Below are 17,518 nucleotides of genomic sequence, written 5' to 3'. Positions count from 1 at the left end.
GCGTGGAGGTCCTCGTGGCGGTGCCCGTCCTCCGGGTGGATCAGGAATTGTCAGCGATGTGCCGGAAGACAAAGAGCAGGCGGTTGAGCTGGATGGCGTGGTTTCGGCGGTTTTGGCGGGAACGATGTTTCGGGTGAAGTTGCGCAACGGGCACGAGGTGCTGGCGCATATCTCCGGTAAAATGCGCAAACGGTTCATTCGTCTGGTGATTGGTGATCAGGTGAAGCTTGAGATGTCGCAATACGACACGGAAAAAGCTCGTATTGTTTACCGACTCTAACAGGTCGGTTTGCCGAAAGGCCGGGGTTTTGTGATAAATTCCCGGGCGCGGCCAAAGAAATGCAATACCATTTAAACATCGCGGGGGAGCCTGGCGGGCCACATTCGCAGTTTACGATCATCGACCGTATTCGGGATGGATCGGTGACGCCCGACATGATGATCTGGCGTCAGGGATTTGATGCATGGCGTCGGGTTGGTGATGTGGAGGAATTTGAGGGTTACTGGAAGGTGGCGAAGGGGGAGGAGGATACGCCGACGAGAGCGGAGAAGGGGAGGCTTGCCAGAGCCAAAAGCCTGGAACGCGCCGAACCCAAAGCGGTCAAATCGGCTCCCATGGAGATCGATGGCTTGGATTCTGATTTTGTGGAAATGCAGAAGCCGAGGCCATGGTTGCGGTTTTGGGCGCGGATGGTGGATTACATGTGGTTCACCGGTGTGGTGGTCTTTATCCTGGCGGCGATTCTGCCGGTGTCATCAGTGCAGTGGATGATGTGGGCGTCGCAGCATTACATTCCGATCGAGTCGCTGCTGATCCTTTGTTATGTGCCGGTGGAGGCGTGGTGCCTGGCGCGATTTGGCAAGACCCCGGGGCGGGCGTTGTTGCGTCTGGAAGTGGTTTCGGTGACCGGGGGAAGGTTGACTTTTCAACAGGCGCTGGTGCGTTCGGTGCAGGTTTATGTGAAAGGGGTGGGGCTTTGGCTGCCGCTGGTTTCGTTGCTGGTGATGTCGTGGTCGCGGGTGCAGTTGTTGCGCCGTGGTCAGACCTCGTGGGATGTGGATTGCGGGACAGCCGTCACGAGTGAACCTCCGCAGCGGTGGCGTCTGGTGTTGTTGGGAGCGATGGTGTTGGGGCTGGCGGTGCTGACGGCGATGGGTTTCATTCTGCGACCTGAGCTCGTCGAAGCGATGAAGGCGCAGGGGGGACTCTGAAAGGATAAAGGATAAAGGATAAAGGATAAAGGATAAGGGATAAATAAGAGAAGCGGCGGTGGGGCTTGAATGGGAAGTGGTCCTGTTTTAGAGAGCGGGATGCCACGAGACATTGTGTATTTTGATTTGGAGACGCAGCGCACTGCGAATGATGTGGGCGGATGGCAGAACAAACATCAAATGGGGGTGTCGGTGGGTTGCACGTTCAGCACCAAAACGGGGCAGTATCACATTTTTACGGAGCAGACGGTGAAGGAATTGATCGACCAGTTGCTGCGGGCGGATCTGGTGGTGGGGTTCAACCATGTGAGTTTTGATTACTCGGTGCTGGCAGGGTATTATCCGTTTGATCTGGCGGAGCAGTTGCGGAGTCTGGACATCCTTGTGGAGGTGGAGAAAAAGATTGGTCACCGGTTGAAGCTGGAGGCGCTGGCGAGTGCCACTTTGGGCGCAGGGAAGACGGCGGACGGTTTGGATGCGATTCGCTGGTGGCAGCAGGGCAAGGTGGCGGAGATTGCGGAATATTGCTGTTACGATGTGAAGGTGACGAAGTGTCTGTATGAGCACGGGGTGGAATATGGCGAGGTGAGGTATCTGGATCGGAATCACCGGGAGCAGGTGGTGGCAGTGGAGTGGAGTTTGTAGGGTTTCCTGTTCTTGGTTGTTGGTTCTTGGTTCTTAGCTCCTGGATTGGCGAAAGAAATGCGGTGTAATTTCGGTTTGTTTTTTTATGATGATTCGAAAGGTTGCTGGGGTGGCATGGCTGCTGATGGTGTTGGGTGGGGTTGCTTGGGCGGAGGTGGATGCGAAGATGGCGAGCGCTCACCAACAGATGTGGTCGCGGTTTGTGGATGAGTATGGGCTGGTGGGGGATTACACGGACATGGAAGGGAAGTTTCCGCGTCCGACACCTGAGGAGTGCGTGGCGGGCAAGCCGAATGCGCTGGCTTGGTGGACGCCGACGGAGAACGGGGCGATGTTCAACGGGACTTACATGGATGCGATTTGCCAGCGGTGGCGGCTGACGCAGTCGGTGGAGGACAAGGAGAAGGCGCAGCGGTTGATGCGTGGGTTGATGTTGCTGGCCTCGGTGGGGAAGACGAAGGGGTTCATTGCGCGAAATGTGGCAACCGATGGGAAAACGCCCTACACGATGGGTTCGAATGACCAGACGGCTCCATGGTTTTTTGGCTTGTGGCGTTATTTGGAGACGGGATTGGCCGATGAGTCGGAGCGCGAGGAGATCGTGGCGAAGATGGTGGAAGTGGCGGAAGCGTTGGAGGCGAGTGACTGGCGGATGCCCTGCAATGAAGGGGCTCCGTCGCCGTATCGCGGAACGTTTGCGGGAATTGGCTGGGAGTTTTCGCCGCGGTTTTTGTTCGTGCTGAAGGTCATGCATGAGCTGACCGGGGACCAAAAGTGGGTGGATTATTATGGCAAGGCGTTGCAGGAGTTCAGTCCGTTGAGTGGCAAAACGCGACTGGAAGTTTGCCGGATTGGGATGTTGTTTGAGCACGAAAAGCGTCATTCCTGGACCTGTGCTTCGGGGGTGATTTGTTTGCGTGGATTGTGGGAGCTTGAGAAAGATCCGGCATTGAAATCGGCTTATGCGGAGGGGTTGGTGGCAAGTGCGAAGCTGGCGTCGGCGAGTTTGCCTTTGTATGCGGAGTTCAAACCGGAGGAGAACAAGACTTTCCTGGCGGACTGGCGGGTGTTGAATCAGTGGTGGAAACCGCAGCACAGCGAGCAGGAGGCGGTGGATCTGGCGATTTTGCAGGTGAAGGAACTGGGCAAACTTTCTCCGCGCCGGCATCAGGAGTTTACCTGGGTGCGCGAGCCAGCGTATGCGGCGTGGATCGTGACGATGTGTCCAGATGCGGACTTGGTGAAGCAGCAGGCGGGTGCGATTCAGAAAGTGTTGGGCCACTATGACTATGCGAAGCTTTATTATTCGCAGTTTTTCCCCGTGGAAGCGGCGTGGTATCGACTGAAGGCGTTGGAGGGGAAGTGACTTGAGTCAGGCTCGGACTCGACTTTTTTTGGTCGGTGGTTATGTTGGCACCATGGGCGAGCTGATTGACGAAGATTTTTTTAAGAAGCGTGAGCAGGCGTTGCAGCAGCAGGTGAAGGGTCAACGCTGGTTGACGGTGCTGATGGTGATTCTGCTGGTGGTCGTGGTGCTCGGCGTTCTTTGGTGGCGGATGAAAAACAATCCGGACACGATGATCGTCGACATCAACAAGGCGAGCATGGAGCAGTTGCAGTATTTGCCGGAGGTGGGTCCGGTGACCGCGCAGGACATCGTCAATGGACGGCCGTATGAGTCGGTGGAAGACCTTAAGAAAGTGAGAGGAATCGGCGAGAAGACGTTTCAGAAGATCCGTCCGCGGGTGAAGCTGGAGTAGCTGGTTTCGGCTGACAAGGAATGCGGACACTTCTGTCCACTACGAATGTTTGGCGCTGGGCCGACCGTCTAGTTCAGCGGACAAGAATGTCCGGGCTCCCTTCTACTACTCCAACTCAAGGCGCGGTGGGGGGGCGAGTTTGATGGGGGACTGGGTGGCTTCGGGCTCTTCGACGGGCTCGGCTTTGATGACGCGGGAGCCGTCGGGATTGACGGGCTCGGCTTTGAGGACGGGGAGCACCGTGTTGTAAGGGTCATTGCCAACGAGGGTGAGGCCTTGCATGCGGACGGGGGAGGCGTTGGTGGATTCGCTGCCGCTGAAGCTGGCGGAGTTTTGTGCCAGCGGACTGCGCATGCGGGGGGGCATGAGGTCGAGGCCGGAGTGGGGGTGCTCGGTGCAGTAGCTGTCGAAGTGACTGTCGGGTCGCAGAACTTCGAGTGAGGTGTTGCGCACGGACTGGGTGTTGCCGTTTTTGGTGACATTGACGTAGCAGCCGTCGGTGGCGCGTTGTCCGCTGGTGCGGCAGACTTCGATGAGTTCGGCGTTTTTGGGAGGGGTGATTTCCTCGGGTTTATAGTCTTTCCTGGAGGCATTCATGATGTCCACCCAGATGGGCAGGGTGATGCGGTTGCTGAAGGCGCCTTCGTAGATGGTTTTTTGCTGGTCGAATCCGGACCAGACGCCGCAGGTGATGGCGCTGGTGTAGCCCATGAACCAGAGGTCTTTAAATTCGTAATGGGTGCCGGTTTTGCCGGCGGCGGGGAATTTTTCAAGGCCGTATTCGGAGTAGGCGACGCTGCCCGTGCCGGTGGCGAGGGCGTCGGTGAGGCAGGAGTGGGTCTGAAAGGCGGCGATTTCGTCGATGGCTTCGACTGTGGTCTGGGTGTCCTCCTTGACCTCGTAAATGATCTTGCCTTCGTAGTCGGTGATGCGTTTGATGAGGGTGACCTGCTGGGGGCGTTTGCCGCTGTTGGCAAAGGTGCTGTAGGCAAGGCAGAGTTCGTCGAGGCGGACCTCGCTGGCTCCGAGGAAGCTGCTGGGGTAGTCCTTGATGGTGGACTGGAAGCCGACTTTTTTGGCGAGTTCAATCACCGGGCCCCGTCCGATGCGTTCGCCGAGTTCGGCGGTGGCGGAGTTGCGGCCTTGGGCGAGGGCATCGCGGGCGGTGACGGTGCCTTTGAAGACGGTCCGTTCCATGGTTTCGGTGCCCCATTCGCCAAGGATGCCTTGGAGGCCGCCGATCATGACGCGACGGTTGTCGATGGGTCGGTCTTCGATTTGGAGAGGCGGGTAGTAATCGGAGCTTTGGAAGGCGGTGGCGAAAACGAAGGGGGTGAAGGCGGTGCCGGGGGGGCGGCTGGACTGGAGGGCGCGGTTGTATTCGCTGTCGGCGAAATCGCGTCCGCCGACCATGGCGAGGATGCCGCCATTTTCGTTGTCGATGGCGAGGACGGAGGCCTGAAGGTATTCGGGTTTGGGGAGGGGAGGCGAAATGGTGTTTTTGCCGGCCTTGCGTTTTTCGTCGTAGAGCTGGACGAGGGCGCGGTATTTTTCGTAGGTTTGGTGGGGGTAGGCGTCGCGTTTTTCGACTTCGGCAAGGTGTTTGCGGACGGAGGCTTCGGCGACTTTTTGCAGTTTGGCGTCGATGGTGGTGTGGATGTTGAATCCGCCGAGCAGGGCGGCTTCACCGCCGATGATTTTGGCGGCTTCCTGTCTGACGGCTTCGTAGACGTAGCTGTCCTGGGGGTTCGTCATGCGTTCGACGGTGACAATGGGCTGGGCGCTGAGGGTCTCGAGTTCGCCTTTTGAAAGGGTGCCTTCGGTGACCATGCGGTTGAGCACGTGGTTGCGGGCGGCGGTGGCGCGTTCGGGATGGCGGAGCGGTTGAAGGTTGTTGGGGCTCTTGATGATGCCGACGATGGTGGCGCTTTCGGTGACGGTGAGCTGGGTGGCGTTTTTGCCGAAAAATCCCTGGGCGGCAGCCTGGATGCCGTAGAAGCCGCCTCCAAAATAAATGCGGTTGAGGTAGAGTTCGAGGATCTCGGACTTGGTGTAATTTTTCTCGATGCGTTCAGCAAGGAACCATTCGACGATCTTGCGGTTGTAGCGGGAATTTTTTTCGCCGGTTTCGAGGTCCTTGAGTTTGAAGGCTTCGCGGGCGAGCTGCTGGGTGATGGTGCTGGCGCCCTGGGTTTCGGAGCCGGCCCGGTAGTTGAGCCAGATGGCGCGGACGATGCCGATGAAGTCGACGCCGCTGTGCTGGAAGAATCGTTCGTCTTCCTGGGCAACGAGGGCGTCGATGGTGTTTTGGGGCACCTGATTGATGGGAATGGGGGTGCGGTTGAGCATGTAGATGCGGCCGACTTCGGCACCACGGCGGTCGAGAATGAGGCTGGCTTTCTCGATTTTGTGAAGCGCTTCGAGGTCAAACGTGGCGGCCTGTTCGCGCAGGGGTTTGACGTAGGCCATGACGATGCCAAAGGTCGCGACTCCGCCGAGCAGCACCAACATGGCGAAAATGGCGAACCATTTGGAAAGGAAAAAACGGCGGCTGCGGCGGCGTCTCACATTGTGCCGTTCGCCGGTGGGGCGGGGCTGATTGGTGAGTTTTTTGGCGATAGGATTGACGTCAGGATCGGACATCTTGTGGGTTTACTTTATTTACGTTTTGCGAGGCCGGGACTATAGCAAGGTTTCAAGGGATGGCGAATGCAAACATGATTGGGCCTGAGTGGCTGTTGGAACGTCTACGGTTGTCGCCAGACGGGCGATTGCCGTGGGTGGAGGTGATGGATCAGGCTTTGTATGCGCCAGGGGTGGGATATTATCGGCGGGGAGTGCGGCGGATTGGACGGTCGGGGGATTTTTATACGAGTGTGAGCGTGGGGGGACTCTATGGGGAGCTGCTGGCGGTGTTTTCCAAGGGAATTTGGGTGGAGATGGAATGTCCGACAGAGTTTTTGGTGGTGGAGCAGGGGGCGCATGATGGGCAGTTGATGCGGGATTTTTTGGAGGGGGCGAGGAGGGAGGATGCGGAGTTTTTTGAGGTGTTGCGGGTGGTGTTGGTGGAACCGGATGGGGAACTGCGACGGGCACAGCAGGAGAATATTGGGGATTTGGCGGGGGATCGGGTCCGTTGGGTGGAGGATTGGAGCGAGATCAGGGGGCAAGGGTTGATTTTCTGCAATGAATTGTTGGATGCGTTTGCGGTGCATTGGTTGAAGCGCGTGGGCAAGGGTTGGCGGGAGTTGTGGGTGGAAGAGGAGGAGAAGTTTGGGGGCGGACTGGTTTTTGTTGAGGGGGAGTTGTCGACGCAGGCATTGGCGATGGAGGCGGCGTTGCTGGAGGGGGATTTTGCGGAGGGGCAGTTGATCGAAGTGAATGTGGCGATGGTGCAGTGGTTGCGAGAGGTTTCGGGGAGTGGATTTGAGGGAGTGATGCTGGTGGCGGATTATGGCTTGCCGGAGCGCGAGTTGCTGGCGGCGGAACGGATGGAGGGGACCTTGCGCCGGTATATGGGGCATCGGAGTGATGGTCGGGTGCTGGAGGATCTGGGGGAGTGTGATCTGACCTCGCATGTGAATTTCACCAGGCTGGCGTCGGAGGGGCTGGCGTTGGGCTGGCGGGTGGTGGAATTTGTGGAGCAGGGTCGATTTTTGACGCGCGTGGCGTCGGCGAAGATGGGCGAGCCGGGGTTTGTGGCTTCGGCGTCATGGGTCCGGCAGTTTCAGATGTTGACCCATCCACATCATTTGGGGCAATCGTTTCACGTATTGGCGCTTGCCAAGGGGGCGTTGGGGGCGGAGGTCTGCGCATCATTGGATTCCGATGCGGCGCTGCGTCGATTGGGATTGGGTGATCAAATGTGAAGTTAATTTTTGGAGACTGAGAGATGGCCGAGCCGATTGTTTTTTTTGATCGTTACAAGCAGCAACTTGAGACGGAGGTGGTGTATGGAGAGGGGTTTTTGCGCTGGGCGTATGAGCATGCGGTTGGCAGAGTGGCAACGCAGGTGCTGGTGAAGCGGGCGTGTTTTTCGCAATGGTATGGGTGGCGGATGAACCAGGCGAAGAGCCGGGGTTTGATTGCGCCGTTCATTGAGCGTTATGGGATTGATGTGGGCGAGATGAAGCGGTCGCCGGGGGAGTTCGAGCATTTTAATGCGTTTTTCGCACGGGAGTTGAATGCGGGGGCGAGGCCGGTGGATGCGGCGTCGGATGCGGTGGTGTTTCCGGCGGACGGTCGGCATTTTGTCATTCCGGACATTGCCGAGAACGACGGGATTTTTGTGAAGGGGACGCGCTTTAATCTGCTGGAGTTGCTGGGGGACAAGACGCTGGCGAAGCGGTTTGCGCATGGATCGATGTTGATCTCGAGATTGTGTCCGGTGGATTATCACCGTTTTCATTTTCCGTGGGAGGGGATTCCCGGGGAGCCGCGTTTGATTGGCGGGGATTTGTATTCGGTGAGTCCGATCGCGCTGCGGCGGCGGCAGTCCTTGTTATGGGAGAACAAGCGGTATGTGACGCGATTGCAGACGGATTTGCTGGGCGAGGTGCTGCTGCTCGATGTGGGAGCGACCTGTGTGGGCACGGTGGTGTCGACTTTTGAGCCGGGCAAGCATGTGGTGAAGGGCGATGAGAAGGGCTATTTTCTTTTTGGCGGCTCGTGTGTGATCACGATTTTTGAGCCGGGCCGGGTGGTGTTTGAGGCGGATTTGCTGGAGCAGAGCTCGCAACGAAAGGAAGTGTATGCGCGGATTGGGGATCGTGCGGCGACGGTGGTGGAGGTGGGGTGAGACTCGTTAGTCCGTGTTTAGAAACTTAATATGAATTGTGTTGGAAAGGCTGACGACAGGCTCAGGTTCAGAGCTGAAAATCGGCCATTCTGCAATTGATGGGAGGTCAAGGAACGCGGAAACGGGGTAGCTATCCGGGGCCGGAATACAAAAAACATGTCCAGAAACAGATGTTGGATCGGAAAAAAGATGCTTCAGATTCGAAATGTCAGCCGATGAATCTGGGCCATTTGTGCAAAGAATTAAGTCCCATTTCACATGAGTGGGTGTCAGGTAATCGGGTAAAAAGGCACGAGGAGATTGGAAATGGTAGAGACGTAATAACTCTTCTGTGGTGATCGGCAGGATGGCATTAAGTGATGGTGCTGCTGGACAGAATGAGCGAAGACGATTCCAGTGCTCCGGCAAGAATGAAAGACAACCACGTTTCTTCATCCAAGGCGGGGGTGCATACTCAGTCTCTTCCCAAGCGCCTTGGAGCATGGCGTTAAAATCTGGGATGATGAGAATCTCACCATTACAATATCGAATAGTTACTCGTCCTCCCCCACCGCATCCTGGGATGAGGCAATCTTCGCACAAAAAAAACTGAATTGGAAGATCCGACCAGTCGATACTTTCTACTGCGTTGCAGATGATGACATCATCGCACAGCACCTGATGCACCGTGCGACATCCTTGTTCCGACGCGCTCAGGTTTAGCGTAATGCTGTGCGATTCAATTCTGGAAGGCGTCCACACGCAGGGCAATTTAAACGGGGGTTTGACGCGAAATTACTTCTTCACCTGACCTTCGTAGCCAACCTTGGGTTTGCCGTTTTCGTCGAGTTTGTCGGCGGCCCAGAGGAGGCCGCGGGCGACGAGGTCGAGATAAACGGGGTCTTGCATGGTGTCGTTGCTGTGGCCCAGGGTGGTGCCGAAGATTTTGCCTTTGCCGTAAGTGTTGGCCCAGATGACGGTGTGGTCTTTTTTGACTTCTTCACCAAAGCTGGTGCCGAGGGTGACGGTGTTTTCCCAGACTTTGTCGTTGATGTAGAGTTCGTCTTTGGGGTTGAGCCATTCTTCGGGGAAACCTTTCATGACGGGATGCTCGGGATTGGCGTTTTTGATGAGCATGTCGTGGTTTTTCTCGTGCTTCATGCTGGTGATGCCGAGGCATTTGCGCCATTCGTCGGTGGTGGCGGCGCGGTAGCTGTGGGTGGAGCAATGAAGCATCACGGCGGGGACGCCATCGAAGTGGGCTTTGGCGATGCGTTCGATGAAGGCGTTGTCGGTGACGGCACCAAAACATTCGTTGTGCAGGATGAGGTCGTAACCTTTGGCCCAGTCGTCTTTTTCGTAGATGCTGATTTTGTGGAGTCGGGCGTCTTTTTCTTTGGGGCCGGGTCCTTCGTGAATGACAGTGAATTCGACGTTGGCGCGAGCGCTGAGACCTTCGCTGAGGATCATTTTCTGGGCTTCGTAATCATGGCAGCAGCCGCCGGTGATCATCAGCACCTTGAGGGCGGCGGGTTTGATTGGAGTTGGGGCGGGGTCCTGGGCGTTGGCGGCGAGGAGAAAGACGCTGGCGGCGGCGAGGACGGGGAGTCCGAGGGTGAGAAGGGTGCGGCGATTCATGGTATGTGGAGTGGAAGTGAACGGGGGCGGGAAGGGGTTTCTATGCGGGAATCTTTGAGAGGGGGGAGTGGTGGAGTGATGGAATGCGAGACCGACGACACGTCGGTGGTCCGACTGAAGGATGATGACGACGAAACGTCGGCGATGGTAAATGTTTTTAGACGTCGATGCCGACCATGCGGATGAGGTGACGGGCGTTGGTGGTGGTGGCGGGGCCGGGCTGGATGGTGTAGTTGAAGTCGATGCCGCTGTCGGTGTAGTGCTCGGAGAAATGGTAGTTGGTGAAATTTTCGGGGTGGGATTGGGCGAGTTTGGAGAGTTCGAGGTCGTGGGTGGAGACGAGTCCGACGGCATTCGTTTTGATGAGGGATTTGAGGACTTCGATGGCGCCGGCGACGCGGTCGCCTGAGTTGGTGCCGCGGAAGATTTCGTCGACGAGGTAGAGGACGGGGGCGCTTTTGGCGGCGTCGACAATCATTTTGATGCGCAAAAGTTCGGCGTAAAAGGAGGAGACGCCGGAGCTCATGTCATCGGCGATGCGCATGGAGGTGAAGAGCTGCATGGGGGAACAGGTGAAGGTTTTTGCGCAGACGGGGGCACCGGTGTTGGCGAGAACGAGGTTGAGACCGACGGTGCGCAGGAAGGTGCTTTTGCCGGACATGTTGGACCCGGTGATGAGGGCGACGGCGCTGGGGTGGTCGATGGCGAAATCGTTGGTGATGCGGCGGTCGGGAGGGAGCAGTGGGTGGCCGAGTTGTTGGGCGCGGATGGAGGTGGTGGCACTGAGTTCGGGGTAGGCCCAGGTGGGGTTTTCAAAAGGGATCACGGAGAGGCTGGCGAGGGTTTCCATCTCGGCGAAATGGTGGAGCCAGGGCCGGAGCTGAGCGCCGTGATCGCGTCGCCAGGTTTCGATGGTGATGAGCCATTGGAGGTCCCAGTAAGCGAGGGAGTTGAAGGCTAGATGGACGATGGGATTGTTGCGCAGGGAAAGCCAGCTGAGATGGGTTTCGATTTGGGCGAAGGTGGCGGAGGCGGTGGTGCCGTTTTGGGTGCGCAGGGAGGTTTGGATGGATTGGTTGAGCGGGGAGGTGAAGGTTTCGGAATCGACGGTGGCGAGCAGGGTTTTGCAGGTGGCGATTTCGTTTTCCCAGTTGAGAGCGGTTTGCAGTCGGTTTTGAAAGGCGCGACTGAGGGTGCCGGCGGAGAGGGTTTGCAGGGCGAGGGCAATGACGGCGAGGAGGGAAAGCAGGTGGGAGTTGGTGAGCAGGGTGAGCGCCCAGAGGAGGGCGGTGAGGATGGGGAGGTAGCGCAGGAAGGTGGCGCGTTTGGAAAGGAGGAAGGGAGAGAGCGGGCTTTCGGCCCAGGTGAAGAGAGGGGTGAGGTCTTTGCCCTGAACGGCGAAGGCTTCGGCTTCGAGGGTTTGGCGCCAGTCGAGTTTGGAGGCGAGTTCGCGCAGGGCGGACTGGCGGTCGGGGAGCTGGGCAAGGGGAGACGGGTTGAGGAGGGTGCGGGCGAGGGTTTGCTGACCGGCAAGGGTGCGGGCGGTGTTGAACCACTGGAACAGGGAGTTTTTGCCGAACAGGTCGAGGTCGGAGGAGTAGGGATGGGTTTTGTCGAGGAAGGATTCGCCAAGCATGTCGCGTTGCTGCCAGGTGCCGGTGCAGCGCTGGATGCCTTCGCGGTTGAGGAGCTGGAGTCGGGTGGCGCGTTCGTGGAGCCGGGTGTGGTGGTTGTGGCGGATGATGGCGAAGATGAAGGCGCTGAGGCCGACGATGATCGAGAAGAGGACGAGCAGGGGCTGGTTGTTTTTGACCGTCCAAATAATCGCGGCAGTGGCGGCGAGAAAGATGAACAGGCGGAAGTTGCTCCAGCGGTTCATCGCTTGTTTGGCGACGCTGGCCTGGGCGGCGTAGCGGCTTTCGCGCTCGGTGTAGAGGGCGAGGGCGGAGGGGGGGAGTGTGAGTGCGGTGGAATTCACGGAAGGTGGGTGGTCACCTTGCGCGGAAGTGGGGGGATGGCAACTGAACTGAAGCAATTGAAGCGGAGAAGAGTCTCCCCGCTCCCCTAGTGCATTTCGACGGCGCATTGGCCGAGGCCGCCGCGGTAGTAGTTGAACTGGACGTTGGGATGGTCGGCGAGGAGGGACATGGGGACGGCTGAGTCGGCGAGGCCTTTGGAGATCATCAAGGCGGTGAGGCGCTGGCCGAGGGGGTTGTCGTGGACGCCGGCCTGCCAGATGCTGACTTTTTCGGCGAGCCAGGTTTCCTCGGGGCCGACGGTGATGGCGGTTTTGGGCACCATGGTGATGTTGCCGCCGCCGCTGGTGCGGGCGTTCTGGGCAAGGGTGATGGGATGAAGCTCGACGATGCGGGTGCCGAGTTTGCGGTATTCGGCGGGGGATGGCGGTTCGTTTTTGTATTTGCCGCTGCGTTTAAGGGGGTCGTTGAAGGCCCAGTGTTTGATGTCGCCCTGACCGCCTTGCATGACGGCGCAACGGATGCCGGAGGTCCAGGTTTTGATGAAGTCGGCGGTGTCGGCTTTGGGGAAGTGCAGGTTGGACTCGGGGATGGCCTGTTTTTTGTGGATGCGGTTGAAGAGGAGTTCGCGATCGGCCTTTTCGAAAGAGAGGGGGTGTTGGGTGCTGACTTCCTTTTGGGTATCGGGATCATACCACTCGTCCATGCCCCAAAAGTGGGCGTGTTTGAGGTTGATGCCGAGTTCGTTGACGAGGCGGGCGACGAGCGGGAGTTGTTCGGTGGGGCCGATGGGGCCGCAGATACCGACGGGGTTGTCGGCGGTGGCCTGTTGCCAGGCGTGGAGGTATTCGAGGGCTTCGGCGAGGTAGAAGTCTTCGAGGGTGTCGTAGAAGACGACTTTGAATCCGGGTCGGCTGAGTTGTTTAAGGTCGCGCTCGGTGAGCCGGGCGGCATCGTTGATGAGGTCGGATTCGAGGGTGGTGTAGTCCCACCAGTCTGGGGCGATGTGGCTGAGTTTGCGAGACATTTTGAAAGTCGGAAGTGGGAGGTCGGAAGTGGGAAGTGGGCGGCTTAGCCTAGTTTGACGGGTTTGCCTCCTGAGGCGGCGCTTTGGTCGGCGGCGAAGAGGACTTCGCAGGTGCGGAGGGCGTCTTTAAAGCTGGTGAGGGGCATGTCTTGTCCTTGGTCGAGGGCGTCAAAGAAGGCCTGGAACTGGGTTTGATAGGGATGGTCGGAGACGTCGCCGCTATCGAGGGTCTTCATGGAGAGGGTGCTCCAGTGGTTTTTGTCGGTGTGCAGTTTTCTTGAGTGGAATTTGTGATCGAGAAGGCTGCCTTCGCTGCCGACGAGGTGGGTGTGGAAGTAGTAGGGCTGGAGGCAGTCAACGACGGAGGCGCATTTGCCGATTTTGCCGCTCTTGAAGTGGAGCAGGGTGACGCTGGTGGTGTCGAATTCGTAGGGGGCGAAGGTGTCGCTGGAGGACTTGGTGGAGATGCTTGTGACGGTGTCGACTTCTTCATTTTCACCCATGCAGAGGAGCAGGGCATCGAGGGCGTGACAGCCGGCGGTGAGCAGGGAGGAGCCGCCGTTTTCTTTGCCGATGTTCCAGCGGAACTGGCCATACCAAGGGCCGATGCCGTGGTAATAGTCGACTTCGGCGTAGTGGAGGTCGCCGAGAAGTCCTTGATCGAGAACGGCCTTGGTGGAGAGGAACTGGCTGGAGTAGCGGCATTCGAAACAGACGCAGCCTTTGACGCCGGCGGCTTCGGCTTCGGCGACGATGTCGCGCGATTGCTCAAGGGTCATGCCCATGGGTTTTTCGAGAATGATGTGCTTGCCGGCCTTGGCGGCGGCGACCGCCTGCTGGTGGTGGAAGCTGGGCATGGAGCAGATGTCGACGACATCGACGCCGCTGGCTTCGAGGAACTGGTCGAAGTCGGTGTAAGTGGCAATGACACAACCGTGGCGGGCGCTGAGTTCGACGTTGTCGAGTTTGCGGGTGGAGTAGACGGCGGTGACCTGGGCCTGGCTGGTGGCGTTGATGGCGGCGATGTGGGCGCCGGCGGCCCATCCGTATCCGATGATTCCAACTTTGTATTTTTTCATGGCGTTATTGACCCTACTCCACCATGGAGGGAGGCGGGCTGTCAAACGCAACGCGATGGAAAGGGGGGTGTTTGATGAAAGAACGGATGAGTTTGCTGGAAGAACGGAAATAGCGATTGCCTGTGTGGCGTTTTATTTACATCCGTTCTCTGTCCCCGAGGCGAAAACACTTAACACCCAGATATTTTTAGATCATGAACCGACGCACTTTTCTCACCACCTCCGGAGCCGCGATGGCGGCTGGCGCATCTTCTTTCCCGACCAGCGGTTTTGCGGCGGCGGCAGCGGGCAGCAGCAGTTTTCCATTGAGTCTGCCAGAGCTGCCGTATGCGGCGGAGGCCTTGGAGCCGCACATTGATGCGATGACGATGAACATTCACCATGGAAAACACCATGCGGCGTATGTGGCCAATTTGAACAAGGCGCTGGAAGGCGCGAAGGTGGAGGCGACCGATACGCTGGTGCTGTTGAAAGGGATTTCTGGTTTGCCCGAGGACATCCAGACGGCGGTCCGCAACAATGGCGGCGGGCATGTGAACCACAGTTTGTTCTGGAAATGGCTGACGCCTGCGGAGAAGTCGGGCGCGCCTGACAAAGATTTGGGGGCGGCGATTGAGGCGAGTTTCGGGAGTTTGGACGATTTGAAAAAGGCTGTGAACGAAGCGGGCGCTAAGCGCTTTGGTTCCGGCTGGGCGTGGTTGATCGTGAAGGAAGACGGCAAACTGGCGGTGACGTCGACGCCGAATCAGGACAATCCGTGGATGAAGGAATTTGTGCCTGAAGGCGAGCAGGGAACGCCGATCCTCGGAGTGGATGTGTGGGAACACGCCTATTATTTGAAATACATGAACAAGCGTCCGGATTATTTGACGGCGTTTTGGAGCGTGGTGAACTGGGATGAGGTGAGCAAAGGTTATGCGGCGGCGCTGAAGAGCGTGAAGTGAGAAATCAGTGGGGAGGAGTTTGATCAAGTTTGAACGTGGGGTGGCCGTGGATCATGGCTGCCCCACTTTTTTTTGGTGACGAAACCAGGGTTTCAGAACGGTTGAAGAGGTGGTGGTTGGAGCAATGAGTTTTTTGCTCAGGGTAGTTGATTTTCGAATATTTGAATGAAGTTTTGGTGGGTTGAATTTAGCCCATTGCATTGTCACCCCCGATTTCCCTGGACCCATCAAGAATGGGGGAATTGGCACTCACTGTTTTCATCTTGCCCGTTTTCTTAGGAGGCGTGGGGACAGGGTGACGGTATTGTTTACAGGTCCATTTGAAGTGGAGGATGGAGAGTATTGGAAGCGTCGGTTAGGGGAGACGGAACAGATTGAGTTTGTTGAGTTGGCCATGGTGGGCGGGGGGCACCGGTGGAATGGGAGCTTCGGATGCACACGACGCAGCAGGGCGGTGGCGGAATTTTTGGAGCTTGGGGGATTTGACGCGGTTCATTTTCAGGAGTGGCAGGGCAACGGGTTTGTGCCGATGCAGCGGCGGAGAACGATGGGGGTTCTGAAGGATGTGGTGATGACGGTGATGCTGCACAGCAGTTCGGAATGGATTGCCGAGGGGGCAAGGTTGTTCCGCAGGGGGTCAATGGAGGAGATGGTGCAGGATTATGCGGAACGGTATGCCGTGGAACATGCGGACATGGTGTTGAGTCCTTCGCAATACATGTTTGACTGGGCTGCCGGGCATGGTTGGAAAATGCCGGAACGGTGCTTGGTGATGCCTTATTTGATTGAGGAAGGGTTGCGTGCCGAGGTTGTGGAGATGGTGCCGGATGAGGTGGTGTTTTTTGGCAGGCTGGAGACTCGCAAGGGGCTGGAGATTTTTTGCGAAGCCGTGAGCGGGATGGTGGAGGAGGGGGCGTGGCCGCCGGGGTGCAGGGTGACGTTTTTGGGCAAACAGGGTTCGGTTTCAGGGGGACGAGGGGCGGGGGTTTACCTGCAAGGTTTGAAGGCACGGATTGGGGACAGGGTAGGGATTGAGGTGATTGACCAGTTGGATCATGTGGCGTGTCAGGCTTTGTTGTGCGAGCGGCCCAATGCGTTGGTGGTGATGCCTTCTTTGCAGGACAACTATCCATTTGCGGTGCTGGAATGTTTGCAGTTGGGACAGCGGATTTTGACGAGCAGGATTGGAGGCATTCCTGAGATGGTGGACGATGAGGAGTCTCTGGTGGAACCGACCTCGCGGGCTTTGCGTGAAGCATTGAGGCGTCGACTGGCAGTGGCCAGCGGTGGGACGAAATCACGATATGACCTGACGAACGTGCGGGAGCAGTGGGAGGGTTTTTTCGAGGGGATGGGTTTCTTGGTCAGTCGAGAAAATGGGGCGGTGCCTGAACTGGGGGGGGCGGAGCGGGTGACGATTTGTGTGCCGCATTTCAATCATGGAGCAGGATTGAAGGAGTTGTTGAAATCGCTGGAGGATCAGACGGTGGAAGGTTTTGGGGTGGTGGTGGTGGACGATGGTTCGACGGATGAAGATTCCGTGGAGGCTTTTGAATCGCTGGCGAAAGTTTATGAGGGGCGGGGCTGGCGGTTTTTGAGAAAGAAGAATGAGGGGATTGGGAAGACTCGGAATTTGGCGGCGCAGCAGGCGTCGACGGAGTTTTTGATGTTCATGGATGCCGATAATGTGGCGCGGCCGTGCATGGTGGAAGGATTCGCAAGGGCCATGGAACGTTCGGGATGTGATGGGCTGGCGAGTTATTATCTGGCGTTTGAGGGAGAGTGTTTTCCGGGGGAAGACAAGCTGAGTGTGAAGTATGGTTACATGCCGGTGGGACCTTGCCTGGAGGCGGGATTTCTCGACAACGTCTTTGGCGACGCCAATTTTATTCTGAGGCGGAAGGTGTTCGAGGAGGTGGGTGGTTTTGGGGAGGAGCGTGGCACATCTTGTGAAGATTGGGAGTTGCTGGCGCGGCTTGCTCTGAAAGGGTATCGACTGGATGTGGTGCCGGAAGTGCTGTTTTTCTATCGTCATGCCGAGGGAGGATTTAGTCGTTCGACGTCGAATTATTTTAATCACCTAAGGGCGATTCAGCCATATCTGGAGGGGGCCACTGATTGGCAGCGGCGGGCCATTTTTGGAATGATTGGGGGTGAGTCACCGTCATCCAGGTATTTTCGCGACGCAGAATTCGACCAACTGCGTTCGAAAATTCGTCAGTTAAATCGGAGGGAGGCGAGACTGGAGGCGCAGCTTGAGCGGGAGGTGCGGCGGCATGAGCGAACCAGGGCGGAACTGGGACGAATGCGCAGCAGACCGCGTGGGGTGGTGCGGATTTGGGCGAAATTGTTGCGCATGGTGCGCTGGAAGGGGGAAAGAATTGGCGATGATGAGCGAGGGTTTGGGACTCATTCGACGGCACGAAGCCAAGCGAGTTGAAGAAGAGCGGGATTTGCTCA

General features: G+C 57.7%; 15 protein-coding genes. 9 read left to right on the top strand and 6 right to left on the bottom strand.

Features of this window, described 5'->3' with window-relative positions:
* Positions 1 to 58 precede the first annotated feature (58 nt).
* The 5 genes from infA (at position 59) to FEM03_RS24700 (ending at position 3,617) form a co-directional block, all read left to right on the top strand.
* Positions 59 to 280 carry a translation initiation factor IF-1 gene (infA, locus tag FEM03_RS05720; protein ID WP_138085431.1) on the top strand — a complete coding sequence of 74 codons (222 nt, stop codon included), beginning with the start codon at positions 59 to 61 and terminating at the stop codon, positions 278 to 280.
* A 59-nt stretch (positions 281 to 339) separates the two neighbouring features.
* Complete coding sequence (locus tag FEM03_RS05715) at positions 340 to 1,212, top strand: RDD family protein (RefSeq protein ID WP_138085233.1); 873 nt, start codon at positions 340 to 342, stop codon at positions 1,210 to 1,212.
* Between the two features lie 99 nt (positions 1,213 to 1,311).
* Positions 1,312 to 1,857 (top strand): ribonuclease H-like domain-containing protein, encoded by a 546-nt coding sequence (locus FEM03_RS05710; protein ID WP_138085232.1) that lies wholly within the window; start codon positions 1,312 to 1,314, stop codon positions 1,855 to 1,857.
* An 85-nt stretch (positions 1,858 to 1,942) separates the two neighbouring features.
* Positions 1,943 to 3,223 carry a hypothetical protein gene (locus FEM03_RS05705; RefSeq protein WP_138085231.1) on the top strand — a complete coding sequence of 427 codons (1,281 nt, stop codon included), beginning with the start codon at positions 1,943 to 1,945 and terminating at the stop codon, positions 3,221 to 3,223.
* A 52-nt stretch (positions 3,224 to 3,275) separates the two neighbouring features.
* The gene (locus FEM03_RS24700; RefSeq protein ID WP_206170888.1) at positions 3,276 to 3,617 is read left to right on the top strand and encodes a ComEA family DNA-binding protein; all 342 of its coding nucleotides are present in this window, start codon (positions 3,276 to 3,278) and stop codon (positions 3,615 to 3,617) included.
* Positions 3,618 to 3,722: 105 nt separating this feature from the next.
* Here FEM03_RS24700 and FEM03_RS05695 read toward each other — a convergent pair whose 3' ends face one another.
* On the bottom strand, positions 3,723 to 6,260 hold the full coding sequence (locus FEM03_RS05695; RefSeq protein WP_138085230.1) for a transglycosylase domain-containing protein: 2,538 nt from the start codon (positions 6,258 to 6,260) through the stop codon (positions 3,723 to 3,725).
* A 74-nt stretch (positions 6,261 to 6,334) separates the two neighbouring features.
* Between FEM03_RS05695 and FEM03_RS05690 the strand changes: the two genes are divergently transcribed.
* Together FEM03_RS05690 and FEM03_RS05685 are read left to right on the top strand one after the other, a co-directional pair.
* Positions 6,335 to 7,486: a class I SAM-dependent methyltransferase gene (locus FEM03_RS05690; protein ID WP_206170887.1), complete on the top strand. Its 1,152-nt coding sequence runs from the start codon at positions 6,335 to 6,337 to the stop codon at positions 7,484 to 7,486.
* Between the two features lie 23 nt (positions 7,487 to 7,509).
* A complete protein-coding gene (locus FEM03_RS05685; RefSeq protein ID WP_138085228.1) occupies positions 7,510 to 8,415 on the top strand; it encodes a phosphatidylserine decarboxylase in 906 nt (301 codons plus the stop codon).
* 6 nt (positions 8,416 to 8,421) lie between these two features.
* Here FEM03_RS05685 and FEM03_RS05680 read toward each other — a convergent pair whose 3' ends face one another.
* From FEM03_RS05680 to FEM03_RS05660, 5 genes are all read right to left on the bottom strand, one after another.
* Complete coding sequence (locus tag FEM03_RS05680; RefSeq protein WP_166442650.1) at positions 8,422 to 9,156, bottom strand: hypothetical protein; 735 nt, start codon at positions 9,154 to 9,156, stop codon at positions 8,422 to 8,424.
* 33 nt (positions 9,157 to 9,189) lie between these two features.
* Complete coding sequence (locus tag FEM03_RS05675; RefSeq protein ID WP_138085226.1) at positions 9,190 to 10,032, bottom strand: ThuA domain-containing protein; 843 nt, start codon at positions 10,030 to 10,032, stop codon at positions 9,190 to 9,192.
* 157 nt (positions 10,033 to 10,189) lie between these two features.
* Positions 10,190 to 12,010 carry a MutS family DNA mismatch repair protein gene (locus FEM03_RS05670; protein ID WP_138085225.1) on the bottom strand — a complete coding sequence of 607 codons (1,821 nt, stop codon included), beginning with the start codon at positions 12,008 to 12,010 and terminating at the stop codon, positions 10,190 to 10,192.
* An 86-nt stretch (positions 12,011 to 12,096) separates the two neighbouring features.
* Positions 12,097 to 13,035, bottom strand: a complete 939-nt coding sequence (locus FEM03_RS05665) for a sugar phosphate isomerase family (protein ID WP_138085224.1) — start codon at positions 13,033 to 13,035, stop codon at positions 12,097 to 12,099.
* Positions 13,036 to 13,079: 44 nt separating this feature from the next.
* Positions 13,080 to 14,114, bottom strand: coding sequence for a Gfo/Idh/MocA family protein (locus FEM03_RS05660; RefSeq protein WP_138085223.1), 1,035 nt, complete (start codon positions 14,112 to 14,114; stop codon positions 13,080 to 13,082).
* Between the two features lie 194 nt (positions 14,115 to 14,308).
* On the opposite strand from FEM03_RS05660, the gene FEM03_RS05655 reads away from it, so the two are divergent.
* Positions 14,309 to 15,058, top strand: coding sequence for a superoxide dismutase (locus FEM03_RS05655; protein WP_138085222.1), 750 nt, complete (start codon positions 14,309 to 14,311; stop codon positions 15,056 to 15,058).
* A gap of 181 nt (positions 15,059 to 15,239) precedes the next feature.
* On the top strand, positions 15,240 to 17,498 hold the full coding sequence (locus FEM03_RS05650) for a glycosyltransferase (protein WP_138085221.1): 2,259 nt from the start codon (positions 15,240 to 15,242) through the stop codon (positions 17,496 to 17,498).
* Positions 17,499 to 17,518: the final 20 nt, after the last annotated feature.

The sequence above is a fragment of the Phragmitibacter flavus genome (assembly GCF_005780165.1).
Classification (GTDB): Bacteria; Verrucomicrobiota; Verrucomicrobiia; order Verrucomicrobiales; family Verrucomicrobiaceae; genus Phragmitibacter; species Phragmitibacter flavus.
Note: the sequence above shows the minus strand (reverse complement) of the source record. Positions and strands in the feature narration are given on the sequence as shown.